23 protein-coding genes and 1 tRNA gene are annotated in these 26473 nt (G+C 63.1%); 16 read left to right on the forward strand and 8 right to left on the reverse strand.

Features of this window, described 5'->3' with window-relative positions; translation table 11 throughout:
• Positions 1-8 precede the first annotated feature (8 nt).
• Positions 9-713, reverse strand: a complete 705-nt coding sequence (locus BLR13_RS08805) for an SDR family oxidoreductase (protein WP_074825414.1) — start codon at positions 711-713, stop codon at positions 9-11.
• A gap of 21 nt (positions 714-734) precedes the next feature.
• Positions 735-2534 carry a thiamine pyrophosphate-binding protein gene (locus BLR13_RS08810; RefSeq protein ID WP_074825412.1) on the reverse strand — a complete coding sequence of 600 codons (1800 nt, stop codon included), beginning with the start codon at positions 2532-2534 and terminating at the stop codon, positions 735-737.
• Between the two features lie 204 nt (positions 2535-2738).
• Here BLR13_RS08810 and BLR13_RS08815 point away from each other — a divergent pair, with 204 nt between their 5' ends.
• The 5 genes from BLR13_RS08815 (at position 2739) to BLR13_RS08835 (ending at position 10694) form a co-directional block, all read left to right on the forward strand.
• The gene (locus tag BLR13_RS08815; protein ID WP_079586494.1) at positions 2739-3632 is read left to right on the forward strand and encodes an IclR family transcriptional regulator; all 894 of its coding nucleotides are present in this window, start codon (positions 2739-2741) and stop codon (positions 3630-3632) included.
• A gap of 183 nt (positions 3633-3815) precedes the next feature.
• The gene (locus tag BLR13_RS08820) at positions 3816-5054 is read left to right on the forward strand and encodes an ABC transporter substrate-binding protein (RefSeq protein WP_074825408.1); all 1239 of its coding nucleotides are present in this window, start codon (positions 3816-3818) and stop codon (positions 5052-5054) included.
• A gap of 89 nt (positions 5055-5143) precedes the next feature.
• Positions 5144-6019, forward strand: a complete 876-nt coding sequence (locus BLR13_RS08825; protein WP_074825405.1) for a branched-chain amino acid ABC transporter permease — start codon at positions 5144-5146, stop codon at positions 6017-6019.
• Positions 6016-8556 (forward strand): branched-chain amino acid ABC transporter ATP-binding protein/permease, encoded by a 2541-nt coding sequence (locus BLR13_RS08830; RefSeq protein WP_074825402.1) that lies wholly within the window; start codon positions 6016-6018, stop codon positions 8554-8556. The genes BLR13_RS08825 and BLR13_RS08830 overlap by 4 nt, the downstream gene beginning before the upstream one ends.
• A 119-nt stretch (positions 8557-8675) precedes the next feature.
• Positions 8676-10694 carry a tripartite tricarboxylate transporter substrate-binding protein gene (locus tag BLR13_RS08835; protein ID WP_171944982.1) on the forward strand — a complete coding sequence of 673 codons (2019 nt, stop codon included), beginning with the start codon at positions 8676-8678 and terminating at the stop codon, positions 10692-10694.
• A 111-nt stretch (positions 10695-10805) separates the two neighbouring features.
• Here the strand turns inward: BLR13_RS08835 and hemC are convergent, their stop codons facing one another.
• Together hemC and BLR13_RS08845 are read right to left on the reverse strand one after the other, a co-directional pair.
• A complete protein-coding gene (gene hemC / locus BLR13_RS08840) occupies positions 10806-11795 on the reverse strand; it encodes a hydroxymethylbilane synthase (RefSeq protein ID WP_074825397.1) in 990 nt (329 codons plus the stop codon).
• Between the two features lie 119 nt (positions 11796-11914).
• Positions 11915-11991 (reverse strand) — tRNA-Pro (locus tag BLR13_RS08845).
• Between the two features lie 69 nt (positions 11992-12060).
• Between BLR13_RS08845 and BLR13_RS08850 the strand changes: the two genes are divergently transcribed.
• Genes BLR13_RS08850 through BLR13_RS08860 form a run of 3 tightly spaced genes read left to right on the forward strand, consistent with a single transcriptional unit; the run spans position 12061 to position 14960 of the window.
• Entirely contained in the window at positions 12061-13053 is a 993-nt protein-coding gene (locus tag BLR13_RS08850; RefSeq protein WP_074825395.1) for an L-threonylcarbamoyladenylate synthase, read from the forward strand.
• 33 nt (positions 13054-13086) lie between these two features.
• Positions 13087-14514 (forward strand): FAD-binding oxidoreductase, encoded by a 1428-nt coding sequence (locus BLR13_RS08855; RefSeq protein ID WP_074831744.1) that lies wholly within the window; start codon positions 13087-13089, stop codon positions 14512-14514.
• Positions 14511-14960: a GNAT family acetyltransferase gene (locus BLR13_RS08860; protein ID WP_074825393.1), complete on the forward strand. Its 450-nt coding sequence runs from the start codon at positions 14511-14513 to the stop codon at positions 14958-14960. Before BLR13_RS08855 ends, BLR13_RS08860 begins: the two co-directional genes overlap by 4 nt.
• 1 nt (position 14961) lies before the next feature.
• Here BLR13_RS08860 and BLR13_RS08865 read toward each other — a convergent pair whose 3' ends face one another.
• Positions 14962-15522, reverse strand: a complete 561-nt coding sequence (locus BLR13_RS08865) for a TetR/AcrR family transcriptional regulator (protein WP_074825390.1) — start codon at positions 15520-15522, stop codon at positions 14962-14964.
• A gap of 154 nt (positions 15523-15676) precedes the next feature.
• Between BLR13_RS08865 and BLR13_RS08870 the strand changes: the two genes are divergently transcribed.
• Complete coding sequence (locus BLR13_RS08870) at positions 15677-16102, forward strand: Tautomerase enzyme (RefSeq protein ID WP_074831742.1); 426 nt, start codon at positions 15677-15679, stop codon at positions 16100-16102.
• A gap of 80 nt (positions 16103-16182) precedes the next feature.
• On the opposite strand, the gene BLR13_RS08875 is transcribed toward BLR13_RS08870, so the two are convergent.
• Positions 16183-16947 (reverse strand): SOS response-associated peptidase, encoded by a 765-nt coding sequence (locus BLR13_RS08875; RefSeq protein WP_074831740.1) that lies wholly within the window; start codon positions 16945-16947, stop codon positions 16183-16185.
• 62 nt (positions 16948-17009) lie between these two features.
• Here BLR13_RS08875 and BLR13_RS08880 point away from each other — a divergent pair, with 62 nt between their 5' ends.
• The 5 genes from BLR13_RS08880 to BLR13_RS08900 all read left to right on the forward strand — a co-directional run bounded on the left by BLR13_RS08880 (position 17010) and on the right by BLR13_RS08900 (position 21304).
• Positions 17010-17522: a hypothetical protein gene (locus BLR13_RS08880; protein ID WP_074825389.1), complete on the forward strand. Its 513-nt coding sequence runs from the start codon at positions 17010-17012 to the stop codon at positions 17520-17522.
• 129 nt (positions 17523-17651) lie between these two features.
• On the forward strand, positions 17652-18071 hold the full coding sequence (locus BLR13_RS08885; RefSeq protein ID WP_074825386.1) for an NUDIX hydrolase: 420 nt from the start codon (positions 17652-17654) through the stop codon (positions 18069-18071).
• A gap of 193 nt (positions 18072-18264) precedes the next feature.
• A complete protein-coding gene (locus BLR13_RS08890; RefSeq protein ID WP_074825385.1) occupies positions 18265-18642 on the forward strand; it encodes a TIGR02301 family protein in 378 nt (125 codons plus the stop codon).
• A gap of 675 nt (positions 18643-19317) precedes the next feature.
• The gene (locus BLR13_RS08895) at positions 19318-20280 is read left to right on the forward strand and encodes an IS110 family transposase (protein ID WP_091976312.1); all 963 of its coding nucleotides are present in this window, start codon (positions 19318-19320) and stop codon (positions 20278-20280) included.
• Positions 20281-20602: 322 nt separating this feature from the next.
• Positions 20603-21304 carry an HAD family hydrolase gene (locus BLR13_RS08900; protein WP_074825383.1) on the forward strand — a complete coding sequence of 234 codons (702 nt, stop codon included), beginning with the start codon at positions 20603-20605 and terminating at the stop codon, positions 21302-21304.
• Here BLR13_RS08900 and BLR13_RS08905 read toward each other — a convergent pair.
• The gene (locus BLR13_RS08905; RefSeq protein ID WP_074825381.1) at positions 21246-22193 is read right to left on the reverse strand and encodes an IS110 family transposase; all 948 of its coding nucleotides are present in this window, start codon (positions 22191-22193) and stop codon (positions 21246-21248) included. The genes BLR13_RS08900 and BLR13_RS08905 overlap by 59 nt on opposite strands.
• Positions 22194-22634: 441 nt before the next feature.
• Between BLR13_RS08905 and BLR13_RS08910 the strand changes: the two genes are divergently transcribed.
• A complete protein-coding gene (locus BLR13_RS08910) occupies positions 22635-22901 on the forward strand; it encodes a hypothetical protein (RefSeq protein ID WP_074825379.1) in 267 nt (88 codons plus the stop codon).
• Positions 22902-23293: 392 nt separating this feature from the next.
• Here BLR13_RS08910 and BLR13_RS08915 read toward each other — a convergent pair whose 3' ends face one another.
• Positions 23294-25075, reverse strand: a complete 1782-nt coding sequence (locus BLR13_RS08915; protein WP_074831739.1) for a caspase family protein — start codon at positions 25073-25075, stop codon at positions 23294-23296.
• Between the two features lie 498 nt (positions 25076-25573).
• On the opposite strand from BLR13_RS08915, the gene BLR13_RS08920 reads away from it, so the two are divergent.
• On the forward strand, positions 25574-26455 hold the full coding sequence (locus tag BLR13_RS08920) for a YgfZ/GcvT domain-containing protein (protein WP_074825377.1): 882 nt from the start codon (positions 25574-25576) through the stop codon (positions 26453-26455).
• The last annotated feature ends 18 nt before the right edge of the window (positions 26456-26473 follow it).

The following is a 26473-nucleotide window of genomic DNA, read 5'->3' on the forward strand; positions in this document are numbered from 1 at the left end:
GCCTCCCCTCAGATCACCAGCGCGCCGCCGTCGATATAGACGGTCGCTCCCGTCGCAAATCCGTTCGCCATGAAGCTCAGGATTTGACGCGCGATGTCCTCGCCGACACCGACGCGGCCGACCGGCAGGGACGCCGCGGTCTTGGCCAGCATGTCGCGCCGCGCTTCTTCCGGCATGGCGGCACGGATCGGCGTGTCGATGATCCCGGGCGAGACGCAATTGACGCGCACCGGCGCCAGTTCGAGCGCCAGCGCCCGCGACAGCGATTCCAGCGCGCCATTGGCGGCGCTGACGATCGCCGAATTCGGCCGCGGGCGAACACTGAGGAAACCGGAGACCAGGGTGAGCGATCCGCCGGCGCGGATTTCAGCATGCTTCGCGACCCGCCACGCGCCCCAGAATTTGCCTTCCATCGTGCCGCGCACATCCTCCATCGTCACCGTCTTGAACGGGCCGGTGCGAAGCTGCGCGGCCGTGACCACGACATGATCGACCGGACCGCTGCTGCGAAACAGGCTTGCGACGCTTTCGTCGCTGGTGACGTCGGCGGGGATAGCGATCGCGTTCAAGGCGTCGGCGGCCTTGTCGAGCCGATCGACGTTGCGGGACGCGATGATGACGTCGGCGCCCTCGCGCTTGGCCATTTCGGCGGTCGACAGCCCGATGCCGGAGGAGCCACCGACGACGACGACTTTCTTGCCTGCAAGCAACATGTGATTTCCCTTAAAGTACGATCAGACCGGCTCGTATCGTGTGCCGATCGCGGGCTTGCTTTGTCCAAGCCCGGGCAACTCCCAGATTCCGGCGCCGGCGGGATTGATATCGGCGGCAATATCGACATCGATCAGATAGGGCCTGTTGGCGGCGATGCCTCTACGGATAGCCTCGGCGAGATCAGCGGCGCGGTCGATGCGCACGCCATCGACGCCGCAGGAACGCGCCATCGCCGCGAAGTCCGGGTTGTAGCGTTGGCCGGTGATCGGATCATGGAAGTCGGTCGCGAGCTCGCGTCCGCCCATGTAGCCGCGCTGCAGCCCACGGATGGAAGCGTACGCATAGTTGTTCCATACCACCCATACGCACGGCAGGTTATATTCGACCGCGGTGCCGAGCACATTGGCTTGCATGAAAAAGGCTCCGTCGCCGCATACTGATACGCAGGGCCGGTCGGGCGCTGCGAATTTAGCGCCGAGCACGCCGGCGACACCGAAGCCCATGGAGCCGAATGCCATGCAGCCGATCATTGAATCCGGACGGCGCGGCTTGCAATAGCCGAGCAACCAGTTGTGGTGCACGCCGATGTCGCTGACCAGGATCGCGTCGTCGGGTAGTCCGCGCTGAATCTCGAATGCCGCGCGCTGTGGATTGATTGGCTGGGTGTCGTCGGTGAAGCCCGGCGCCACCAGCTTGTCCCACTCCTTGCGGTAACCTTCGATCTGAGCCAGCCATTTTTTGCGCGCTTCAGCCTTTTTGGTGAGGTCCTTGCGGCGATCGAGCTCAGCAAGGACTTGGCGCAGAAAGGTGCGGATGTCGGCCATCAGACCCAGCGCCACCGGATAGTTGCGGCCGATCTCATCCGGATCGATGTCAACGTGAATGAGCCGTGTCGGCGGGATGGTGAACGAGTAGCCCGGAATCCACGAGCTTGAAGTGCGATCGTCGAAACGCGCACCGAGCGACAGCAGCACGTCGGCTTGTCGCGTCGCGTGGTTCGCTTGATAGTGGCCACCACGCGCCACCATTCCCAGCGAGAGCGGATGCAACGTATCGATAGCGCCGAGTCCGCTCATCGAAGCCGCCACCGGAATCTGAAGACGTTCGGCAAGCTGGAGCAATTCGCCGGCCGCGCCGCCGTGGCGGATCGCCTGACCGACAAAGATAACTGGGCGTTCCGCGCCGAGCAGCATATCGACAGCCTTCACGACACTTTCTGGATCGGCACCGCAACGGCTGGAAATGTTGCCGTTCCACGCCTTCGCGTCCGGCGCTTCCTCGGCAGCCGATTCCATGAACACGTCATATGGGACATCCAGAACCACCGGTCCGGGACGGCCGGTCACCATGGTTTTCCACGCCTGCCTGACGGCAAGTGGCACCATCTCGCCACGCGTCGGCTGAAATACCCGCTTACAGATGCCGCGCACGGTCGATGGGAAATCGGCCTGGTTCTGCCGGTACATCTCCTGAAAGGCGCCGCGATTGAACTGGCTGGTCGGTACATTGCCGGTCACCGCCAGGAACGGCACCGAGTCAAGATAGGCGGTGGCGAGCGCGATCGGCAGCTGCGCCGAACCCGGACCGCAGGAGGTGAAGGTCGCAGTCACCTTGCCCGAAACGCGGTAATAGACGTCGGCCATGAAGCCGGCGACGCTTTCGTGGTGCGTCGATATTGTCTTGATGTCGGCCGAGCGCTCATAGAGCGCGTCGATGAACTGGATATTGCCGTGCCCGCACAGGCCGAACACCTGCGGCACCTTCTCCTGGATCAGGTAATCGACAATGACCTGGGCACCGTTGAGCGTATTACCCGACATCGACCACTCTCTCCCTGCTCAACGCCCCGGCCGTCGCGTCTTGAATGCGCGCGGGCGGCAATTGCTGCGACCCTATTTCCCATAATACTGTACGTCAATTGCTATTGTGGTATGCTCGTGCTGCCCGCCCGCGGCGGAACATCCCGCGGTTGATGAGCGGGGACGGTGTGAATAGAATTCGCGTCCATGGGGAGAGCTGATTCCGTGACATCGCGCACCAAGCTGAAGACCAGCGACAAGCCGGCCAGTCCACGCAAGACGTCGGTTGCGCGCCTGGTGCAATCGACCGAGCAAAACATCGACGACGATGCCGAGGACCGCGCGCGCAGCGGCGTGCAGTCGCTCGGGCGCGCGTTCGCGATCCTGGAAGAAGTCGCGCGTCACCGCGAGGGCATCGGGCTCGCCGAACTCAGCAAGCTGGTCGGCCTGCATAATTCCACCACCTTCCACCTCGCCAAGACGATGGTCTCGCTCGGCTATATGCGGCAGGAGCGCGATTCCAAGCGCTACCGCGTCGGCCGGCCGCTGTTTGCGCTCGCGGCGAGCGCGCTCGACGAGATCGAAATGGTCAATCTCGCAACGCCCGTTCTCGAGGATCTGTCGCGCGAAAGCGGCGAAAGCGGCCATTTTGCCGTGCGGATGGGCGATTCCGTGGTTGTCATCGCCCGCACCAGCGGGGCCGGCGCGTTTCAATTGACCGACCGTGTCGGCGTGGTGCGGCCGGCGCATTGCACCGCGCTTGGCAAGATCATCCTGGCCTCGCTTCGCCCCGATCAGCTAAAGCGTTTCCTCGAACGGGTCGAACTGAAGCCCTCGACCAAGAAGTCGATCACCGATCCGTCGGCGCTGCTGCGGGAAATCACCGAAATCCGGCGCGACGCGATCGCCTTTGACGACGGCGAGTTCAACGCGGAAGTGCGCTGCGTCGCGGTGCCGGTCTACAACTTCACCGGCGAGGTGATCGGCGCACTCGGCATTTCCGGCCCGATCTGGCGCATGACGGACCAGGTGCTGCAAAGCCGCGCCAAACTGGTGCAAACAGCGGCCAAACGGCTTTCCGCCGAGTTCGGCGCCAGGGACATCGCCAAATCTTCCTGAAGTCTGAAGTCCTCCTGAAGCCTGTCCAGACCATTTGACGTTCGCCTGCGACGGATTTGGCGTTGACAGGAGCCACTGCGTCCGGAAATATCCTCCAACAATAAAAAAACGTCTCTCACATTCTCGCATAAGCGGGAATCGGAGGCAGGACGTCGCGACGCGCCCCCGGGGAGGAGACCAGTCATGACCCGCTACAGCCGACGTATGTTGTTGAAAGCCAGTGCCGCCTTCGCCGGCGCGTCCGCGATCGGATTTCCCTCGATCGTCAGCGGCCAGACCGAGAAGATCAAGATCGGCCACCTGACGCCGCTGACCGGCTTTCTCGGCGCGCTCGGCGCCTATGCCCAGCTCGGCATCCGCATGGCCGAGGAAGAGATCAACGCCGCCGGCGGCGTCATGGGCCGGCAGCTCGACATCACCTCGGAAGATTCGGTCAATCCCGCCACCGCCGCGACCAAGGCCCAGCGCATGCTCGACCAGGACGGCGTTGCCGTGCTGATGGGCGAGATCAATTCGGCCTCGGCGCTGACCATCATGCAGGTCGCCGAGCGCAACAAGCGGCTGTTCATGCAGATCGGCGCGCGCTCCGACGCTTTGCGCGGCAAGAACTGCAACAAATACACCTTCCATGTCGACATCCCCTCCACCGTGATGGTGAACGCGGTCGGCAAGGCGCTGGTGCGCGACAACATGATGAAGGACAAGAAATTCTACACGCTGACCGCCGACTACATCTTCGGTCACGATCTGGCGCGTGCCGCCAAATCCTTCTTCGACGCCAACGGCGGCAAGCTGATCGGCGATGAGCTGGTCGCCACCGACGTCACCGACTTCAGCCCGTATCTGCTGAAGATCCGCCAGGCCAAGCCGGACGTGGTCTGCTCCAACCTCGCCGGCAACCAGGTCACCAACCTGATCAAGCAATATGCCGAGTTCGGCCTGCCCTACCCGATCGTCGGCTTCAATCTCAACACCGCCGATGCCTGGGCCGCCGGCGACGGCAATCTGAGCGGCACCTGGCCGACGGTCTGGTACCACACGTCGGACGTTCCGGCGTCGAAGACGTTCGTCGCCAACTTCATCAAGAAGAACGGCAAGCCGCCGGAAAACCATGCCTGGATCGAATATGTCTCGCTGAAGATGATGGCGCAGGCCATGAACGAGACCAAATCGACCGACACCGACAGGCTGATCGCCTACTTCGAGAAGGAAACCCAGTTCGACATCCTGAAGGGACGCAAGGCCTATTTCCGCTCGTGGGATCACCAGTTGATGCAGGAAGCCTATCCCTTCACGGTCAAGGCCAAGGGTCAGGCCAAGGACAAGTGGGACACGCTGGACCTTGGCGCCGCGATTCCCGGACCGAATGAATCGCTCGAGAGCATTGCCCTGACCAAGGAGCAGAATCCCTGCTCGATGTAAGCCTTCAAGTTCCAAACCTTCAAGTTCTAAGCCTCGAAGTTTACGTCTGATCGCCACCGCAGCCGAGGCCCGTGCCTCCGGGACAACGCATGCAATTCGGATTCCTGCTGGAACAGGTGGTCAATGGCCTCGTGCTCGGCGGCTATTATCTGCTGATCGCGCTCGGCCTGTCGCTGATCTTCAGCGTCGGCGGCATCGTCAATCTGGCGCACGGCGCGTTCTATGCGCTCGGCGCCTACGCTTCGATCGAGATCACCAGGTATCTCGGCTTCGGCCCGGCGATCGTGCTGTCGCCGGTCGCCGTCGCCCTGCTCGGCATCCTGTTTGAGCGGTTCATCCTGCGCCGGTTCTACAGCGCCGATCCGATCCTGAGCCTATTGGTGACGTTCGGTCTTGCCATGGTCACCGAACAGGCGATCCGGATTCTATGGGGCGCGGCACCGTTGCCGGCCTCGATTCCACCTGCGTTTCGCGGCTCGATCATCCTCGGCGACTTCCTGTTCTCGCGCTACCGCCTGCTCATTCTCGCCGTCGTCGCTTTGGTGCTGCTCGGTATCTGGCTGCTGCTGCACAAGACCTCGTTCGGCCGCGTGGTGCGCGCCGGGATCCAGCGGCCGGACATGGTCGCCGCATTGGGCATCCGGCTGCAGCCCTACATGACCGCCGTCGTCATGCTCGGCGTCGGCATGGCCGCACTTGGCGGCGCGTTCCAGGCGCCGATCACGAACGTGCATCCGGCGATGGGCGCGGAAATCATCACGGTCGCCTTTGTCGTCGTGGTGATCGGCGGCCTCGGCAGTTTCTGGGGCGTGGTGATATCGGCGCTGCTGGTCGGTGTGGTCAGGGGGATCACCATCCATTTCGAACCGGCCGCGGGCGAAGCATCGATCTATGTTCTGATGTTCCTGGTGCTGCTGGTACGTCCGCGCGGGCTATTGGGCGAGCGCATTGAGAAGTTCGAATGAACACCACCTCGCCGTCAGTCAAATATCGGCCGCTGTTGCTGGCAGCGCTCGCCGTCATCGCGCTGCCGTTCGGCCTGCATCTGCTTGGTCTGTCGCTCAACACCGGGACCATGGTGGTGGCGCTCGCGATTGCCGCCATGGGGCTCAACCTCTGCGTCGGCTATACCGGCCTGGTCTCGTTCGGCCACGGCACCTGGTTCGGTATCGGCGCCTATGCGGCCGGGCTGATCCAGCTGCACTGGTTTCGCGGCGAAATCTGGCTGCCGCTGCTGCTGTCGATGGCCGTGGTGGCGGTGGCGTCCACGCTGACAGGCATCATCATCCTGCGGCGCCGCGGCGTGTATTTCTCGTTGCTGACATTGGCGCTCGCAGCACTGACCTACACCACCGCGTTCCGCTGGAGCAACCTGACCGGCGGCGAAGACGGCCTCGGCGGCTTGAAGCGCGGCCATCTCGGACCGCTCAATCTCGACGATACGCTCAACTATTACATCGTGGTCTCCGTGCTCTGCCTCGGCGTGCTGTATCTGCTGCTGCGGCTGGTGCGCTCGCCGTTCGGCCACGTGCTGATGGCGATCCGCGAGAACCAGTTGCGCGCCACGTTCCAGGGCTATCCGGTCGACCGCTACAAGCTCGGCGTGTTCGTAATCTCGGCTGTCGTGACCGGCTTTGCCGGCGGACTGATCGGATTCCAGAACTATCTGGTCTCGGCCGAAGCGGTCTCGGTGCCGTTTTCGGGCGAGCTGCTGGCGATCGTCGTGATCGGCGGCATGCGCAGCATGCTCGGTCCGACGCTCGGCACGCTGTTCTTCGTCCTGTTCCGCGAACTGTTTTCGATCTGGACGCCGAACTGGCTGCTCTGGTTCGGGCTGATCTTCATCGCCTTCGTGATGTACTCGCCGGGCGGCCTCGTCGGCATCTGGGCAACGCTTGCCAGGCGCTGGTGGCCGGCGCCGGAAGAGACCGCCGCCATGAGCCGGCGCAAGATCTATGACGGACTGCCGCTGCCGGGCTTTCTGTTGCCCCAGGGACTCGCCGGTATTGTGCTGGAGGTCAGCGGCGTCTCGAAAACCTTCGGCGGCATCCGCGCCGTCACCAATGCCAGCCTCAAGATCGGTGCCGGTGAAATTCATGCGCTGATCGGCCCGAACGGCGCCGGCAAGACCACGCTGTTCAACCTGATCTCGGGCCTGTTTCCGACCGATAACGGCACCATCAAGCTCAACGGCCGCGAGATCCAGGGCGTGCCGTCGGACCTGATATGCCATCGGGGCCTGGCGCGCTCGTTCCAGATCACCAACCTGTTCAAGGGCCTGTCGATCTACGAGAACCTGCGGCTGTCGCTGCAGGCGCGCAGCGACATGCGGTTCAATCTCTGGCGCGACATCGATAGCTACGAGGGCATCCACGCCGAGACGGCGGAGCTTGTAAAATTCCTAGGGCTCGAAGGTATCGAGACCATCGAAGGCGGCGAGCTTTCCTATGGCGGCCAGCGGCTGGTCGATCTCGGCATCGCGCTCGGCTCCAAGCCGCAGGTGTTGCTGCTGGATGAACCGCTGGCGGGCCTCGCCGCCGCCGAGCGCGAACGCGTCTCGAACCTCGTCAGGAACATCGCCGCCAACATTCCGGTCCTGATCGTCGAGCACGACATCGACCGCGTGCTCGGCTTCTCGCACCAAGTCACCGTGATGAACCAGGGTGAAGTGCTGATGACCGGTACCCCTGACGCCGTGCGCGCCGACCGAAAGGTGCAGGAGATCTATACCGGCACCGGCGTGCCCGAAGTCGAACACAGCCGCGGCGAGGCGGCCCACGCAGGCGCCGCACCGGTACTCCGGTTCGAACGCGTCAATGCGTTCTACGGCAAGAGCCATATCCTGCACGACGCCACGCTGGATGTCCGCGAAGGCGAAATCGTCGCCTTGCTCGGTCGCAACGGCGCCGGCAAGTCGACGCTGCTGAAGACGCTCGCCGGCCTCGTGCCGCTGTCGTCGGGCGAAATCGAATATGCCGGTGCCGACATTTCCCGCCTGCCGGCGCCCGATATCGCGCGCGCCGGGATCGGCTATGTCCCGCAGGGCCGCGGCCTGTTCGCGGGCATGACGGTGCGGGAAAATCTCTCGCTCGGCCGCCTCGCCCGCAAGACCGACGGCAGCAACGGCGTGGTGTGGAACGAGGAGCAGGTTCTCAATTATTTCCCACGGCTGCGCGAGCGCATGGACGTCGCGGCGGACTACCTCTCCGGCGGCGAGCAGCAGATGGTGGCGGTGGCGCGCGCGATGTCGGGGAATGTCAAACTGCTGCTGCTGGACGAGCCCTTTGAAGGCCTGGCGCCGGCGGTGATTCTCGAACTGTTCAAAGTGTTCGACCAGCTACGGCAGCACATTTCCATCGTGATCGTCGAACACAATCTCGATCTGGTGCTGGCCCTCGCCGACCGCGTCTTCGCGCTCGAGCGCGGCGCGGTGTTTCATCAGGGGCCGGCGGGTCCGCTGCTGACCGATCTCGAATACCGCAAGAAGATCCTGTGGCTGTGATTCTCACCGTCATTGCGAGGAGCGAAGCGACGAAGCAATCCACTCTTTCTTTCTACTTGAAGAAAGATGGATTGCTTCGCTGCGCTCGCAATGACGGCCTATTATTCATGGAGGCAATCATGCGAATTTTAATGGCGGCAGTAATATCCGGCGTCATGATCCTGGGCGCCGCCAGCGCGCATGCAGCCGACGGCAACATGACCATCGCGGTGTTCACCAAGAACTTGACCAACCCGGCCTACGAAGCCTTCCGCATCGCCGCCGACCAGATCGCGCGCACCACCGGCGCGAAGGTCGTGCACTACGTACCGAAGCAGCCTGACAATGTCGCCGAGCAGAAAGCGATGGTGGATCAGGTGATCAAGGACCGGCCGGATGCCGTCATCTTCATTCCGGTCGACGACCTCGCCATGATCGATTCCGTGAAGAAGCTCAACGACGCCAAAATCCCGGTGGTGCTGGTTTCCAATCCGCTCCCCGGCAGCTTCGTCACCTATGTCGGCGCCGACGATTTCGAGATCGGCTATCGCGAGGCGCGCTATCTGTTCGACAACATGGGCGGCAAGGGCAAGATCGTCGTCATCGAGGGCACGCCGGCGGCACCGACCAACCGCGAGCGCGTCCGCGGCTACCAGCGCGCCTTCGCCGAATCTCCCGGCATCGAAGTGCTCGGCTCCGGCGTCGGCAACTACCAGCAGCCCGACGCCAGGCGCGTGATGGAGAAATTGCTGGCCGAACATCCGCAGATCGATGCCGTACTCTCAGCCAATGACAGCATGGCGCTGGGCGTGCTGGAAGCCCTGAAGGCCGCCAACCGCACCGCGATCGTGATCGGCATCAACGGTATCCTTCCGGCCGTGAAACAGATCGAGACCGGCGCAATCCTCGCCACCGTCGATTCAACATGTTCAAGATCGGCTGCACCGCGACGCGGGCGGCGGTGCGTTACCTCAAGCGCGAGCCGCTGCCGGACAAGGTGCTGCTGCCGGCCGAGGTCATCGACAAGACCAACTTCAAGGCGTGGCTGGTGCCGGTCGATCAGCGCGCCTGCCCGGAATGGAGCGAGGTCGCGCGCTGAAGATTCGCCGGCTCCAGTCGGGCTTCTATTGCGTACAGAGGTCCGATATCCTGCCTCTGAACAAGAAAAAGACTGGGAGGGGGACCAACTGATGAGCGCCTCAGGGATATGCCGTGCACTCCTTGTCGTCTGTCTGGCACTGGCAACGTCGCCGATGGCGCGCGCGGAGGAATATCCGACGCGCACGATCAAGATGATCGTGCCGACCGGCGCCGGCGGCATCACCGATATTCTGGCGCGGCTGGTCGGAAAGCATATCAGCGAGCAGCTTGGTCAGCCCGTCATCATCGACAACCGCACGGGCGCCGGCGGCACCATCGGAACCCGGGCCGTCGCCCAGGCCGAGCCCGACGGCTACACCTTGCTGATGGTGTTTCCGAGCCATGCGGCCAATCCGGCGCTCTATGCCAAGTTGCCCTACGACAGCGAGAAGGACTTTGCGCCGATTTCGATGGTGACGAGGGTCAGCGAAATCCTGCTGGTGCCGAACACATCGCCGGCGAAGTCGGTCAGGGAATTGGTCGAACTGGCGCGCAAGGAGCCGCTCAACTACGCTTCCGTCGGCGTCGGCAGCCTGGCGCATCTCGCCACCGAGCTTTTTCTCAGCAAGGCCGGCGTGAAGATGACGCATATCCCCTACCGCAGCGTACCCCAGGCGCAGCAGGCGGTGATGTCGGGTGAAGTCGCTGTATTCTTCGACACGCCGATCACGGCGCTGCCGCAGGCGCGGGCCGGAACGGTGCGGGCACTCGGCGTCAGCACCGCCAAACGTCTCGCCGCCGCGCCTGACATTCCGACGATCGCGGAGGCCGGCGTAGACGGCTACGAGGTCACAGGCTGGAACGGCGTGCTGGCGCCGGCCAACACGCCGCGGCCGATCATCGACAAGCTCAACAAGACCATCGTCGAAGCGCTGAAGACGCCCGAGATCGAAAAACTCCTGATGGAGCAAGGCATCGAGCCGGCCGGCAACAGCCCGGAGGAATTCGCGGCGCTGATGCACGCCGATATCGAGAAATGGATTCGCGTAACGCGCGAAGCCGGCATTCAGCCGCAATAGCGCTATTCGGAATAGAGATTGGTTCGCGGCGCCACGCGGTAGGAATCCATATGAGCCGCCGGGTGGCGGATAGCAATGAACGCGCCGGTGCGAAAGCAGGCTCTGCCGGCGCTAATGTTCGTCCGGCCGGGTGCGCGCGATGATCTCGGCGGCGCCCTTTTCCAGCAGGTCGAGGCCGACCGCGCGGCCGAGCTCGCGGGGGCGGCCTGCCGCACCACGACGCGACGTCTCGATGAATTTGTCGCCGGTCTCGTCCAGCACCGAAGCGGTCAGAATCATCTCGTCGCCATCAAGCGTGGCGTGGCCGGCAATCGGCGAGTTGCAATGGCCGTTCAATACCCACAGCACCTCGCGCTCGGCCTCGGCGCAGAGCCGCGACGGCATATTGTCGATCTTCGCCAGGTACCCGCGCGTGACCCAGTCCTGCTCGACGCATTCGACCGCGACGATGCCCTGGCCGACCGCCGGCAGCATTTCAGCGACCGAGAAATCATGCGCGATGCGCGATGTCATCCAGATGCGCTCGAGCCCGGATCGCGCCATCACAAGCGCATCCGCCGGCCCGACATCGCCGCCGCCGGGCAGCCGCTGCATGTCGCCGCGATCGAGTTTTGCGACGCGGGTATCCGCTGCGCCGCGGTAATGGATGACGGTGGCTTCCGGAAACAGCCGGCGCAGATAGGCCGCGCGCCGCACCGCGTTGGTGCCGATCTTGAAGCCCTTGCCGTGCTGAGCCCTGAACGTTTCCAGCGAGAGGCCGGGCCGCAGCACCAGCGAATCGTTGGCGGCATCGCGCGGCAGCGTCGCAGCGATGATCAGGCCGGGCGTCTCCTCGTTGCCGGGCACGTCCTTGAGCGAATGCATCGCCGCCTGCAATTCGCCGGCCCGCATGGCCTCGCGAATTTCAGCGACGAACGCACCGCCCTTGCCGCCATGTCGGAGCAGTTTGCTGGTCTGGTCCTGGTCGCCGCGGGTTTCGAATCGGACAATCTCGACGGCGAGCGCGGGATTGGCAGCGCGCAGCAGCCTGGCGACCTCGTCCGTCTGCGCCAATGCCATCACGCTCTTGCGCGTGCCGATCCGTAAACCTTGTTCTGACACCCGGTCTCCGTTCGAATGCGATCAGGCTGCGGGAAATGGCGAAAAGCTGAGGGTTTTCAGCGTCGAGATGATAGTTGACTCGCGTATCACCGGCGATCAGAACCAGATCTGACGGTGAATGGTCGGAGTGGCAGGATTCGAACCTGCGACCCCTGCGTCCCGAACGCAGTGCTCTACCGGGCTGAGCCACACTCCGACTAAGAACGCGGCTTATAGCCTTGGGTTTCGGCCACCGCAAGGCGCCGATTTGAGGAAATAAATCACAGTGAATGTCGGCCTGAAGACCCCCATTTTGCCCGCCGGCGAGCCTGCCGCGGCGGCAGCGGCGCATTCTCTCGGGGAAGGCGGACTGGTCGCGTTCCCGACCGAGACCGTTTACGGCCTCGGCGCCGATGCCACCAATCCGGCCGCGATCGCCCGCCTCTACCAGGCCAAGGGCCGGCCGGCCTTCAACCCGTTGATTGCCCATGTCGGGGATATCAGCGCCGCCCGGCAGATTGCCCGCTTTGACGACGCCGCGATGGCGCTGGCCGAAGCGTTCTGGCCGGGTCCACTGACGCTGGTATTGCCCAAGACAGAGGGCTGCGCGGTCGCGGAGCTTGCGACCGCGGGCCTCGACACCGTCGCGATCCGGATACCGGCCCACCCCGTCGCCCGCGATATCCTGCGCCTGTTCGGCCGTCCGGTGGCCGCACCGTCGGCCAACCTGTCGGGTCACGTCTCGCCGACCACGGCCGCCCATGTCGAAAGCGACCTTTCGGGGCGGATCGACCTGATCGTCGACGGCGGCGCGGTCGCGGTCGGCGTCGAATCGACCATTGTCGGCTGCTTCGACCAGCCGATGCTGCTGCGGCCCGGCGGCCTAGCGCGCACCGAGATCGAACGCGTGCTCGGCAGGGCGCTGCTGCAACCGCCTGTCGACGCCGACAGCGACAGCGGGCAACCCCTGGCGCCGGGCATGCTGGCCTCCCATTACGCACCCCGCGCCCGCGTCCGGCTTCATGCTGATAGGATCGAGCCCGGCGAGGCATTGCTCGCGTTCGGCCTCGGAGCAATTTCGGGAATTGACGCCGCTTCGGCAGTGATGAATCTGTCTGCACGCGGCGATCTCGCCGAGGCCGCCGCCAATCTGTTCGGTTTTCTTCGCGCGCTCGATGCCAAAGGCGTGCGCACCATCGCGGTCATGCCGATCCCGGACGAAGGACTGGGTGAAGCCATCAACGACCGGCTGCGCCGTGCCGCGGTCGGAAGGGAATAACGCCGCCGCAAGGCGGCAATGAAAGAAACGACGATGAACATCGCCCAAGCCGCCGTGCCGCCGCTGTCGCCCGAACTGATCGCGAAATTTCGCATGATCGTCGGCGACAAATATGCGGTGACCGACGCCGCCGATATCGCGCCCTATGTCACCGAGGAGCGCGATTTGTTTCACGGCCGCTCGGCGCTGGTGTTGCGGCCGGCAACGACCGCCGAAGTATCCGCGATCTGCAAGCTCGCGACCGAACACAAAATCGCGCTGGTGCCGCAGGGCGGCAATACCGGGCTGGTCGGCGGACAGACCCCGCATAATGGCGAGGTCGTGGTCTCGATGCGCCGGCTGGACAAGATCCGCGAGATCGATCCGGCGTCGAACACCATGACCTGCGAAGCCGGCGTCGTGCTGCAGATCGCGCAGAACGCGGCGCGCGACGTCGACCGGCTGTTTCCGTTGTCGCTCGGCGCCGAAGGGAGTTGCACCATCGGCGGCAATCTCTCCACCAATGCCGGCGGCACCGCCGCATTGGCCTATGGCGTGGCGCGCGAGATGGCGCTCGGGCTCGAAGTGGTGCTGGCCGACGGCCGGATCCTCAACGGCCTGTCGAAGCTGAAGAAGGACAATACCGGCTACGATCTGCGCAATCTCTTCATCGGCGCCGAAGGCACGCTCGGTTTCATTACGGCCGCGACGCTGAAGCTGTTTCCGAAGCCGCGCGCCGTGGAGACCGCCTATGTCGGGCTCAAATCGCCGGCTCAGGCGCTGAAGCTGCTGTCGATCTCGCAGAACGAGGCGGCGGGCAGCCTCACCAGTTTCGAATTGCTGGCCGATATCGCGGTCGATTTCAGCATCCGTCACGGCATCGACATCCGCGATCCCCTGACCGGCAAGCATCGCTGGTACGTGCTGATGGAACTGTCGTCCTCGCGCGACGACGCCCGCGCCGCGCTGGAAGCGATCCTCGCCAAAGGCATGGAAGAAGGCATCGTCGACGACGCCGTGATCGCGGCGAATCTGACCCAGCGCGCGGGCTTCTGGAAGCTGCGCGACGAGATGTCGGCGGCGCAGAAGCCGGAAGGCGGCTCGATCAAGCACGACATTTCCGTGCCGGTCGCAGCGGTTCCTGATTTCATCGCGGAAGCCAACGCCGCCGTCGTCAAGCTGATCCCGGGCTCGCGGCCGGTGCCGTTCGGTCACCTCGGCGACGGCAATATCCATTACAACGTCTCCCAGCCGGTCGGCGGCAACTCCGCCGATTTTCTGGCGCGCTGGCACGAGGTCAACGCGGTCGTGTTCGCGATCGTGCTGCGAATGGGCGGATCGATTTCGGCCGAGCACGGCATCGGCGTGCTCAAGCGCGACGAACTGCCCGACGTCAAGGACAAGGTCGCGATCGAACTGATGCGCGGCATCAAGGCAATGCTCGATCCGCACGGCATCATGAATCCGGGCAAGGTGTTGTGAGCAGCCCGGACAGCACGCTGAGCATCGCGCCGATTGAAGACCGGGATGTCGCCGGGGTCATCGCGCTCTGGCAGCGCTGTGGATCGACCCGCCCGTGGAACGATCCCGCCGCCGATATTGCGCTCGCACGGCGCGGCGACAATTCCACGGTGCTGATCGGCAGGGGTGACGGCGTGCTCGCGGCATCGGTCATGGTCGGCCATGACGGGCATCGCGGCTGGGTCTATTACGTCACGGTCGATCCCGATCGCCGCTACCTGAATTTTGGCCGCGCGATCATGAGCGCCGCGGAAGCCTGGCTGCGTGAGCGCGGTATCCTCAAGCTGCAGCTGATGGTCCGCAAGGACAATGCGCAGGTTCACGCGTTCTACCGGTCGATCGGTTACTACAATCAGGAGACGGTGACCTTCGCCAAATGGCTCGACGGCCGCGAGCCGACGCCGTGAACTAGACCGCCTTCGCCGCAATGCGCGCCGCGGCGAGTATCTCGCGCCTGATCTTTTGATCCTTCACGGCTCTTGCCATCGCCGCCGCGCCCGACAGCACGGCCAGGAACGACCAGGCCCGCTCGCTGGCATGCGCGCCACGAAATCCTGCGACCAGCACTTCGACGAGGCGTATCAGTTCCTCCTCATAGACCAGGCGTGTCGCATCGTCAGCGCGCGCCACATCCGGCGAGAAGCTCGGCAAGCCGCACGCTTCGTCGAGGCCGACGTCCATCCGGTCGCCGAGATAGAAATCGACGAACGGATCGCGCCAGCCGCGGCCGTGTTGTTCCTGAAACGCAGCGACGCCGTTGCGCAGCGTCGCGATCCCGTCCGAGACCACCAGCCGGAAGGCCTCGGCCTTGGAATCGAAATGCGCGTAGAACGCGCCGGAGGTGAGGCCCGCGCCTTTCGCCAGCGCATCGACGCCGGTCCCGCCAAATCCGCCGGCGCGGAAGCCGCGCCCGGCCGCCTCGACCAGACGCGCCCGCGCATCGCCCTCGTTTGCCTTCGACCGCGCCATCTGCGCCTCTCACGTCAAGTTGATAACGATCGTTATATTAGGGTTGGTCAAATAACGATCGTTATGTTTATTGGATAACGATCGTTATCTAGTGATGGCGACGTCCGCAGGCAACCGCGGGGCGCATCCGGTTGTGTCGTTCAAGGAGATAAAAATGCCGATCCAGATCATCGTTCCCGAGGGTGTCCTGACCGCGGAGGCGGAAGCCGAAGCCTTTCGCAAGCTCACCGACCTGCTGCTTCGCCTGCACGGCCTCACCGGCAACAAGTTCATGACGCCGAACGTGATCGGCGAAGTCACCGTGGTGCCCAAGGGCCGTACTTTCTCCGGTGGCAAACGGACCGACATCGCCGTGTTCGAACTCAAAGTGCCCTCCTTCGTGCTGCCGACGCAGGAACTGAAGGATGCCTGGATCGCGGAAGGCACCGCCATCATCGAGGAGGCCGCCAAGGGCCGCATCAAGCGCGAGCATATTTTCTCCAGCGTGAGCTACGCCGTGGAAGGCGCCTGGGGCATCGGCGGCATCGCCTACAGCAACGCCGATCTCGGATCTGCCGTCGCGGCGCAGGCCGCCGCGTAGCGGAACCGGAGGCGGCACTCGAGGGTGGGCACGGTGCTGACGCGCCTTTGCCCACCCTGCGGCGTTTGATGTCTGCGACCTCAAAACAACGATCCCTGTCCTTCGTCTTCCGGTGCTGGCGTGACCCTGCGCGGCGCGGCTTTCCTTACAGGCTTCGGCTCTTCGGCCGCCCTCTCCTCGTCGGTGATCGGCAGCACCAGTTGTTCGTCGTCATGGGCGACGCGATTGACGCGCGTCGAAACCTCGTGCCAGGCGAAGTCGCCGACCAAAGGTCCTCTCAACAGCGTCATGACGTCTTCGGCGTCATGGGTCCGGCCATCGAGCCAGCGCTCGAAATCATCGGGCGCGATGGTCACGGGCACCCGATGATGCAGGGCCGCGAGATCGGAGCTCGCCGGCGCGGTGACGATCGCGACACTGTCGAACTCCTCGCCGTTCGGCCCCATCCAGGTTTCCGCCAGTGCTGCAAAGCCGACCGGCTGGCCGTCGCGGCGATGGATGAAGAACGGACGCTTGCGGCCATCCTTGTCCTGCCATTCGTAATAGCCGTCCGCCGGAACCAGCACGCGCCGCCGCTTCATCGCGTTCTTGAAGGCGGGCTTCTCCAGCACCGTCTCGGCGCGCGCGTTGATCAGCAACGTGAACTTCCTGGCGTCCTTGACCCAGGCCGGCACCAGGCCCCAGCGCATCAAGCGGAAATGCCGGCCGCCATTTTCGAGCATGACCACCGGGATCGGCTGGGTTGGCGCAATATTGTGCCGCGGCGGAAAATTAGGCTGCTCGATGTAGCCAAAAATCTGCCTAAGTGCCGCTGGCGGCGAGGTAATTACAAAGCGTCCGCACATTTTCCAGGCCAAATAGGCGATCATTTAACGTCTGTTAATCCCAAACCTTAACACTGGCGCGGATGACCTCAATGGCCTCCACCCCGGCGCGCACCGATCGCCCAACATTGCTGCACGCGGGCCTCGACGAGAGCGCACGCGCGGCCCTGCTGCGCGCGGCCAACATCAACCCCCGCACCGGGTTGGCCACCGATTATCTGAATCATTTCAACGAAGCGATCATGCTGCTGGAAATGATTCCGGACATTCCCGAATGCGCCGAGGACTTCCTCGCCTGGACCCCGCTGTCCTATGCCGATCATTTCTGCGCCTCCAACTTCAAGGACCGCGATCTCGCGATCGAGGCCTACGAATCCACCGAGGCCCACGTCCGCGCCGAATTCGACCAACTCACCTCGAGCATGACCTCGATCCTGACCGCGGTGGGTTCGGCGATGCGCGAAGCCCGCCAGGACAAGACCCGCGCCATGCTGGCCGAACAGGCCACCGGCTGGGTCAAGCCGCTGGTGATGTTGACCGCCGGCGTCATCAACGGCGCCTCCGAGGCCAACGTCGAACAGATCATGGCGAACTGACCCCCTCACCGGACCAGCTGCGGTCGAATTAGACCTTGGCGCATCGTTCGGGCATGATCCGGCTTGTCCGCCGAAGCTCGAAGAGCGAAGGCGGAGCGCGTCCTTGTTCCCCATTTCGCGGATCACGCCTTGGTTTCCTCTCCTCAGCCGACCCGTCCACAGCTTGCCGTCAGCGGCGCGATCTTTCGCGACGGCAAGGTTTTGCTGGTTCGCCGTTCCCGCTCGCCCGGCAACGGCTTCTACTCGTTGCCCGGCGGCCGGGTCGAATTCGGCGAATCGCTGCATACCGCGCTGCATCGCGAGGTCGACGAGGAAACCGGGCTTCGAATCGAAATTCTGCAGCTGGCCGGATGGCGCGAGGTGCTGCCGACGGCCGACGGCGACGGGCACTATCTGATCATGTCGTTTGCGGCGCGCTGGATCGGCCGGGAGCCGGTCCTGAACGACGAACACGACGATTTCAAATGGCTGGCGCCGGACGCCATCGGCGATCTCAAGGTCACCGGCGGCCTTAAGGAGGTCATCGAGGCAGCCCGGAAGCTCGTCTAAAGCGTTTTCAAGCGAAGCATGCCCTCGGACTTGATCCGTGGGTGGATACCGGTTCGCGTGAAGAAAACGCGTCAAAATATGAATCCGGAGCCTGATCGCCCCTGCGATCGGGCTCCGGGCTGGAACTTGCCAGGGATTGCGCCTTGCCACGGGCGTATTGAGGGGGCATATCGGGCGGGTTCTGGACCCCCAAATGCTCAAGCAATTTCTGGCCTTTCTCATCCTCATCGCGGCCTGCAACCTCGTCCCCGCCCGGGCCCAGGATGCCGCCGCCCCGTTTGACGGCGACCTGCAGCGGCTCGCCGAAATTCTCGGCACGCTGCACTATCTGCGCGGCATCTGCGGCACCAATGAAGGGGCGAAATGGCGCAACGAGATGCAGGCGCTGGTCGACGCCGAAACCCCCTCCGGCGACCGCCGCGCCCGCATGATCGCCGGCTTCAACCGCGGCTATAACGGCTTTCAGCAGACCTACCGCACCTGCACGCCCGCAGCCTCGGTGGCGATCCGCCGCTACATCGAGGAAGGCTCGAAGATCTCGCGCGATCTCACGGCGCGCTACGCGAATTAGGGTCGCTCTGTCATTCCGGGGCGCGAAGCGAACCCGGAATCTCGAGATTCCGGGTCTGGTGCTAACGCACCATCCCGGAATGACAGACGATAAGCACATGCGCTCACATTCTCGCGGCGCAACGCGCCCGGAGTTTTGCAAGGAAACCTTACCCTCCCAAAAATTCAGAGGGCGCAGGGAAGACCGGGTGCGCGCTGCACCCGCGGTCTCGCGTGCAATAGATGCAACAAGATGCGCACACGAGCATACAGGTTCAGCGGAGAGCCTCCGGCCTTCCCTGCGCAATGGCTTTACGGCTTATACGAGTTCGTCCTGGTGACCGGCTCTCTTGCCACCATCGTCAGCTGGGCTTTCGCTTCCGCCAACTTGACGCCAGCACCGGGGCGTCGGACCCAAACGATTTCGCCGTACGCTACAGCTCGTTCGTCTCGCGTGCTGTCGCGTCCACCGCTCCCTGCCCCTCGTTTGCGACGATGGCCAACGCCCCTTGTGTCGGCAAAAACTGGCAGAATGTGCGAACGGGCGGTTGAAGCAGAACCGCCCGTTGCTGGAACTGAGCCCGTAACGCCCCAAAGCGGCAGAGCCTGTATGAGAGCGAGGGACAGCTCCGGTGTCTTCCTCAACCCGAACAGTTGCAAGGGCCGTTGAGCCCGTACCGAGCAAGGAAGGGAGTGGATGATGGCACAAAATGGTCTCGTTGTCGTCGGCATCGATGTAGCAAAGGACAAGGTCGATGCGTGCATTCGCGAGTTGGCGCTGCGGCAGACGTATCCGAGCACTGCCCAGGGTCATCGCAAGCTGGTTGCCTGGCTTCGCAAGCACAAGGTGAACAGGGCGGTGATGGAGGCCAGCGGCGGCTATGAGCGCGATTGGGGGAAGGTGCTCCGTCTGGCCGGCATCGCCGTACGGATCGTCGACCCCAAGCGAGTCCGCAGCTTTGCGCAGTCGGCCGGACGCCTGGCCAAGAACGATACGATTGATGCAGAGATGATCGCTTGGTTCGCAGAGACGTTCAGCGAGGCGCCGGGCCAAGTGCACGATGCCGCGCGCGAAGAGCTGCAGGCGCTGGTGAAAGCTCGTCTCAATCTGGTCGATCTCAAGATACGACTGGAAGCTCAAAACGAGCATGCTGCACCAGGACAGGCTCGGAAAGCGCGGACCCGTATCTTGAAGAGCTTGCTCGAGGAAATTGCCAAGCTCGAAGTCGCGATCTCGGCCCAGGTCAGGGCCACACCTCATCTTGCCGAACGCGCCGAGATCGTCGAGAGCGTGCCGGGCTTTGCCGAAACGAGCTCAGCGAACCTCATTGCTGGAATGCCGGAGCTTGGCCAAGTGAGCGACGAGATCGCCGCGGCGTTGTTAGGCGTTGCCCCTTATGACGATGATAGCGGAAAGCGCCGCGGCGAACGCCACATCAAGGGCGGCCGCCGTTGGGTCCGAAACGCCCTCTACATGCCGTGCCTCGGCGCGGCCACACAGAACAATCCTGTCTTCAAGGCCTACTATCAACGGCTACTTGCCAAGGGGAAGGAGCCGAAGGTTGCGCTCGTCGCCTGCATGCGAAAGCTGATCATCATCCTCAACACAATGATCGCACGCCGGCAGAAATGGGATCCCAGCCGTTACGCACTGAATTGAGCGAGCGCACTTCACCGCGCTCGGTCCTCGACCGAGCGCATGCCTAGCCAACAGACCGGGGAGCGGACGGCGTCAAGGCCGTAAGCCGCCGAAGGCGGGGGCGCGCCTCGCGCCAGCCTTGAGGCCAGCCGATCACCGGTCTACTTCAGCACAGTTGCTCTGGTGGGACAGGATGGCGGGAGTTGAACGACTGATTTGCCCGACGGCGCCAGCGATTTATTTTTTTGCGAAGGGCTGGACCCATATCCGGGGGTGATTTGCCCGTCGGGCAGTCTATAGGATGGGGTTGAGCCAACGCTTGCCGACGAGGTGAACGACAACCATGGACACGATTTTCTTCGACCTCGACGGCACGCTGACGGACCCCAAGCCCGGCATCACCCGCTCGATTCAATATGCGCTGCAAAAGCTGAATCATGCTGTGATTCCGAGCGAGGACGAACTGACCTGGTGCATCGGCCCGCCGCTGCGATCGAGTTTTGTCAAAATGCTCAGCGAAGACTCCGCCGACCGCGCCGTCGCGCTGTACCGCGAACGCTTTTCCGATATCGGACTGTACGAGAACCGGGTCTATGACGGCATCGCCGAGGTGCTGACAACGCTCAGGCAATCCGGCCATCGGCTGTTCGTCGCCACCAGCAAGGCCCACGTCTATGCCGATCGCATCATCGACCATTTCGGGCTGCGGCCGCATTTCAGCCACGTGTTCGGCGCGGAACTGGACGGCACCCGCGCCGACAAATCGCATCTGCTGACCTACGCGCTGAAGGAGACGGCGACCGATCCGGCCAAGAGCCTGATGATCGGCGATCGCAGCCACGACATGGTCGGCGCCGGGAACAACGGCATCAAGGGCATCGGGGTGCTCTACGGCTACGGCAGCCGGGACGAACTGATCGGCGCCGGCGCGCTGCATGTCTGTGCGACGCCCGCGGAGATATTGGGCTACGTAGCAACCATTAAAGCTAAGCGGCATTTTCAGTCCACGGGGTGCCGCGCTGGACGACGGTATTTGCGTAGATGAGGAGCTTTCGCGCGCAGGCGATTAGCGCTGCGTTGTGGGCCTTGCCCTTTGCAGTGAGGCGGGCATAGAGGGCGACCAGAGCCTTGTTCCATCGGAAGGCCGCCGGGAGGGCTGCGGCAAACAGTGAGCGCCGCAGCCGGCTGCGGCCTCCAGCGATTTTGCGCTGACCTCTGTGCTGTCCGCTATCGGCGGCGAACGGAGCCAGCCCGGCCAGGGCTGCGGCTTCTTCACGGCTGACGCAACCGAGCTCGGGCATGCGGATGACGATCGCCAGCGCTGTGCGTTCGCCGATACCTGGAATGCTCAGCACCAGCTTTAGCCGCTTGGCCAGATCGCCGTGGCCGCGAAGACGCTTGGCAATGTCGCGTATCTGCGCCGCCTTGCGTGCTTTCAGCCGGGCTATATCGCTGTTGACGATGCGCCGCAGCGCAGGCTCGTCAATGTGCTCGAGCCGGTTCTTGAACCGCTTGATGTCTTCCTCGATCTGCTCGAGGAAGGTCAGATAATCGGCCAATTCCGTCAACCGCGGATCCGGTGCGATCTCCGGTGGATCAACCGCTGCAGCGCAGGCTGCGATCAATATCGCGTCGAGTGCATCATTCTTGGCACGGCGCAAATGTACCCGGCCGAAGGCTTTGACCTGTAGCGGCTGCAGCAACAGCACGATAAAGCCTGCCGCCCGCAGATGCTCTACCACGCCGCGTTCATAGCCGCCCGTCGCTTCGATGCCGACCCGCGTCACGCCGGACTTGGCGAGGCTAGCCACATGGGACCGCCAGCCAGCTAAATCGTTGGTGACCTGCCAACGTTCGGCCCGGTCGTGAACCGCGATATCGAGTTTAGCTTTGGACGTATCGATTCCAGCCGTCGTTATGTTAGACTTTGTCATCTTCCTCGACCCTGCCTTGTGAAGCGAACCAAGTTGTTCCGGCAACCATCCGGGTCCGATGAAGGTGCTGACGCGATCAAGCTACGGGGCAGCCACAAACTGCTCTGGGTGGGTTCGATCCGATCGCCAGCGGCCTGCCGCGGGGTGCAAACCACGGCAGGCCATTCCTCACGGAACAAGCCGACGATAACTGATTGCGCTATTACAAGGGTGGGTTAGCCGAAGGCGTAACCCACCGCCCGGACCATCCGCGCCGCACGAAGTTGGTGGGTTACGCTGCGCTAACCCACCCTACGAAACCGTCTCCGGAACCGTGCCGCAAATTCGAGCACCGCCGTTAACCTTTCCTAAAGATGTGCCTCGCCCCAAGCCCGCCGCGTGCTACAGCTTACGGCGTTCGATGCGTTCCGCCCTGGATCGCGCACAGATTCGTTGAGTTTCATGAGCCATCCCGCGACCTTCTCGACCGCCCGCGATCCGCTTCCCGACCACGAACAGAAGCAGGCTGCGCTCAGCTACCTCAACGAGGCCTGGGCCGAGGCGCGGCACGACGGCGTCGACGGCGACTGCCTGGCGCAGGCGAGCCTGTTCACCGCACTCGCCGAACTGGTCTCGACCTATGGCGAGGACGCGGTGGCGAAATTCGTCGAAGGGCTTCCCGGGCGCGTTCGCAACGGCGAATTCTCGCTGTCGCTGGCGAAGCAGTAAGCGCGCCACAAGTTGCGCTGTCATTGCCCGGCTTGCCGCCTCCGCTCGTTATCGATCGAGAAGCTGCAACGCAGATCGCATGTCCGCTATTGAGCGCGTAACGGACTCAAGCGGGACATCACGCAATGTCCGCTTTGTGCCGATATTGTTGCAAAAGTCGGAAATCGGACAACCCCACAAATCTCGCGAAAGCTGATCTTTTGGACTTCTCTGCTGCTGCGTCGCTCTTCAACGCCGCTACGATGGTCCGGGATCGATTTTGGATGAAACGATATGGTCCCTCACATCGTCGCGCGTAAAGCGCATCAGTGGGTTAGGAATCTTCGGTCGCCTGCGCAAAAAAACTTTTCAACAATATCTGCCAACAAGCGACATATTCACAGGTTGGTTCCTCAATTGCACACTTCCTGCGGTGTTGACGTCCCCCGCCAAGTGCTGACAATCCCAAGTCTGCAGCCTTTTTGAACCGGACGGCAGCCGCCCGTTCCACAAACAACCTGTCCCGACGCCTGCGGCTTTGCCGGTGCAGTATCCGCCTTCGCTCTCTCTTGTCTTTCGCGCTTTGGTTCACCGCTGGCAGTCGGCTTCCTGACCTCGGTCTTTTCACAAGTGTTGTCGTCGCCAAGTTCGTAACCAGCCCGGCAAGTTATCTTTATGCAGCGGTCACCATCCGCTCTGAGCCCGTGATCGCATATCAAAGGGCATACACGCGCGGTCTTGCCTTTGACCGCGTCAAGCGCATCTGTGCTGGCAACCTTGACATCAAACTTTAATCCCGAGTGTTTGTTGAACAGATCAAGTGATTTTTGAGCAGCCGCATTCCAGTTTCCGTCTACCGCGCCGGTATTGCAGCCGACCCGGCGCAGCTCGGATTGCAGTGAACGAGGAAGATCTACCGTCGTTTGTTGGTCTGATTTGTCAGCCGGTGGCGTTAACGCGGCGACCTTTTCTTCCTTGGCCTTCTTGTCAGCGGCGGCTTTGGCTTCTGCGGCAATCTCTGCCTCTTCGGTAGCCTTGGTGCGTTCAGCTTCCTTTTCGGCGGCCTTGGCTAACGCTGCGACCTTCTCCTCTTGCGCTTTCTTGGCCAATTCTGAAGCCACGCGGGCACGTTCGGTCGCCTTAGCCTGCTCGGCGGCCTTGGCTTGTTCAGCGGCTTTCGCGCCTTCAACAGCGAGCCGCGTTTGTTCTTCCTGCGCGGCTTTCGCCTTGTTTGTCGCGTCAATCCGTGCCGCTTCCGCCGCCAGCTTGTCGCGGTGGGCTTTGGCAAGGGCGGTGAAGAAGCCAGACGGGTATTTTTCGATGAAGGCGTCCCATACCGGCTTCGTGCCGACTTGAAGCGCGAATTCGTAGTTCCGCTGCATCGTGGCATCGTTATGGGTCGGTGCGGCTGCTGCGGGTGTAGGCGCGGCTGGCACGAGCGTTACGTCGTTGCCGCCCAACGAACCATAAACAAATGGCTCTTGCGCGTTATTGGTCGCTTTCAAGACGTCGTCACGGACAAATCCGAACGCCTTGCGAAGATCGAGGCCGGGTTTGGTCAGGTGATTGACCAGCGCCGTCGCAAACGGGCTGTTCTTGCTGTCACCATCAGACGCCGTCGAACCCGCCTTGGCGGCAAACGCGATCATCGTGTTGGGACTGGAAGGCTCGACCTTGGCGAGGCCGCGCCCGATCGCGCGCGACGCAATCGTTCGCTTCATGTTTTTAGCGAACGGGTTGTCCCGGCAGGCATCGAGGATAACAAGCCGCAATTGCTTGGCCGGTTCAATCGCTACCAGGACGCGTTCCAGAGGCAGCGTCTCGTCCAGGACGTCTGTATCCGTCTCGAGCGTGGCATCGACCGGAATGAGATAATTCGTGCCATCAAGCTCGATGCCGTGCCCGGCATAGTAGACAACGGCGACATCCGCGTCCCGGCTCCTGTTGCCGAAGTCGCGCAGCGCCTTGCGCAATTCTCCCACGGTTAGGTTGAGCTTGGACTCGACCGTGTCGAAGCCTGCAGACTTGAACATCGCGGCAACCGCCGCTGCATCGTTCGCGGGATTACTGAGCTTGGCCACGTTCCGATAGGAAGAGTTGCCGATCACCAGGGCAACCCTCTTCTCCGCAAACGCAGGCTGAGTGAAAAGCCAAGTCGACCAGACCGCTACAACAATGGCCGCTATGGCTCGCATCAGATATTCCAAATCGGAAGTAAACCGACCTTATCATTCAACCAATTGTCGCAATAGCGCAAACCCGCGTCTGTGACGATGCTCACAGATGATCCTCGGAGTTGCCAGTTTCAAGCGCGATGTCCGTTCCGGGTCAAAGCTGCCCTGACGGACCTGAAATGCGACTTCCGTTCTGCCTCCGATAACGGACATCCCCGCGCGGCCTCGCCGTGTCCGTTCAGTGCCAATTTCGGAGGTTCGCAGATCTTACTAGATCACTCGTCGGCGCGGACGAGGAGTGTCGGAGGCGGGACAAGTGCGAGCGCTTTTGCAGCTTCCATGGCGGATCGCCTGCTCCAGAGCGCGATTGCGCACAAGGCGAGTGACGACGGCGATAGTTGGGGCAATTCTTATAAGCCCTGATGGGGCGCGCATTCGCGTGCCCTGCCTGCTCCCGGGCCTTGTCGTTTATGCCCCGGCGGCTTACGTTCCCGGCAACATGTCACACGGGATTTTTGCATGAAAGCAGCGTTCCTTCCGGACCGAGGCGTGATCAAGGTCGCGGGCGACGATGCCCGTAACTTCCTCAACGGGCTCGTCACCACGGATGTCACGCTGCTGCGGCCGGGCCTTGGCCGGTTCGGCGCGCTGCTGACGCCGCAAGGCAAGATCACGACCGATTTCCTGATCACCGAGGCCCCCTCAGGCCATGGCGGCGGCTTCCTGATCGATGTACCGCGCCCGCTGGCGGCCGGCCTCGCCACCAAGCTCGGCTTCTACAAGCTGCGCGCCAAGGTTGTGGTGGAGGATCTCACAGACAGCCTCGGCGTGCTGGCGGTCTGGGACGGCGAACCCGCCATGAAGCCCGATCTGGCGTTCGCCGATCCACGCCATGAAGGGCTGGGCTGGCGAATTCTGGTGCCGGAGGAACTGGCACCAAAAGTGGCCGATCTTGTCGGCGCCGACCTCGTCGACAGCGACGCCTATGAGGCGCATCGCATCAAGGCGGGCGTGCCGCGCGGCGGGCTCGATTTCATGTATGGCGACGCGTTCCCGCACGAGACCAACATGGACCGCCTGCACGGCGTCGATTTCGACAAGGGCTGCTATGTCGGCCAAGAGGTGGTGTCGCGGATGCAGCATCGCGGCACCGCACGCACCCGGATCGTGCGGATCGTTCTCGACGACTTCTCGCCGGAAGCCGGTGCGACCGTTCTCGCCGGCGAAAAATCGGTCGGCACCATGGGATCGACCGCCGGCGGCAACGGGCTGGCGCTGCTGCGGACCGATCGCGTCGCCGACGCGCTCGATGCCGGCGCGAGTTTGAGCGCGGGCGGCCTTGCGATCCACCTCGCCGATCCCAACGACATCCGTCCGGCGCCGAAACAGACCGTCGCATGAGACAATTCCCATGAGCCA

This window comes from Bradyrhizobium ottawaense (assembly GCF_900099825.1).
In the GTDB taxonomy this organism is placed as follows: Bacteria; Pseudomonadota; Alphaproteobacteria; order Rhizobiales; family Xanthobacteraceae; genus Bradyrhizobium; species Bradyrhizobium ottawaense_A.

Excerpts from the sequence above, each read along its gene's own strand:
- BLR13_RS08900 (WP_074825383.1), top strand. The coding sequence starts at position 20,603 with ATGGACACGATTTTCTTCGACCTCGACGGCACGCTGACGGACCCCAAG.
- BLR13_RS08895 (WP_091976312.1), top strand. The coding sequence starts at position 19,318 with ATGATGGCACAAAATGGTCTCGTTGTCGTCGGCATCGATGTAGCAAAG.
- BLR13_RS08810 (WP_074825412.1), bottom strand. The coding sequence starts at position 2,534 with ATGTCGGGTAATACGCTCAACGGTGCCCAGGTCATTGTCGATTACCTG.
- BLR13_RS08825 (WP_074825405.1), top strand. The coding sequence starts at position 5,144 with ATGCAATTCGGATTCCTGCTGGAACAGGTGGTCAATGGCCTCGTGCTC.
- BLR13_RS08920 (WP_074825377.1), top strand. The coding sequence starts at position 25,574 with ATGAAAGCAGCGTTCCTTCCGGACCGAGGCGTGATCAAGGTCGCGGGC.
- BLR13_RS08865 (WP_074825390.1), bottom strand. The coding sequence starts at position 15,522 with ATGGCGCGGTCGAAGGCAAACGAGGGCGATGCGCGGGCGCGTCTGGTC.
- BLR13_RS08820 (WP_074825408.1), top strand. The coding sequence starts at position 3,816 with ATGACCCGCTACAGCCGACGTATGTTGTTGAAAGCCAGTGCCGCCTTC.
- BLR13_RS08870 (WP_074831742.1), top strand. The coding sequence starts at position 15,677 with ATGCCGATCCAGATCATCGTTCCCGAGGGTGTCCTGACCGCGGAGGCG.
- BLR13_RS08905 (WP_074825381.1), bottom strand. The coding sequence starts at position 22,193 with ATGACAAAGTCTAACATAACGACGGCTGGAATCGATACGTCCAAAGCT.
- BLR13_RS08880 (WP_074825389.1), top strand. The coding sequence starts at position 17,010 with ATGACCTCAATGGCCTCCACCCCGGCGCGCACCGATCGCCCAACATTG.
- BLR13_RS08890 (WP_074825385.1), top strand. The coding sequence starts at position 18,265 with ATGCTCAAGCAATTTCTGGCCTTTCTCATCCTCATCGCGGCCTGCAAC.
- BLR13_RS08910 (WP_074825379.1), top strand. The coding sequence starts at position 22,635 with ATGAGCCATCCCGCGACCTTCTCGACCGCCCGCGATCCGCTTCCCGAC.
- BLR13_RS08805 (WP_074825414.1), bottom strand. The coding sequence starts at position 713 with ATGTTGCTTGCAGGCAAGAAAGTCGTCGTCGTCGGTGGCTCCTCCGGC.
- BLR13_RS08915 (WP_074831739.1), bottom strand. The coding sequence starts at position 25,075 with ATGCGAGCCATAGCGGCCATTGTTGTAGCGGTCTGGTCGACTTGGCTT.
- BLR13_RS08875 (WP_074831740.1), bottom strand. The coding sequence starts at position 16,947 with ATGTGCGGACGCTTTGTAATTACCTCGCCGCCAGCGGCACTTAGGCAG.
- BLR13_RS08855 (WP_074831744.1), top strand. The coding sequence starts at position 13,087 with ATGAACATCGCCCAAGCCGCCGTGCCGCCGCTGTCGCCCGAACTGATC.
- BLR13_RS08830 (WP_074825402.1), top strand. The coding sequence starts at position 6,016 with ATGAACACCACCTCGCCGTCAGTCAAATATCGGCCGCTGTTGCTGGCA.
- BLR13_RS08835 (WP_171944982.1), top strand. The coding sequence starts at position 8,676 with ATGCGAATTTTAATGGCGGCAGTAATATCCGGCGTCATGATCCTGGGC.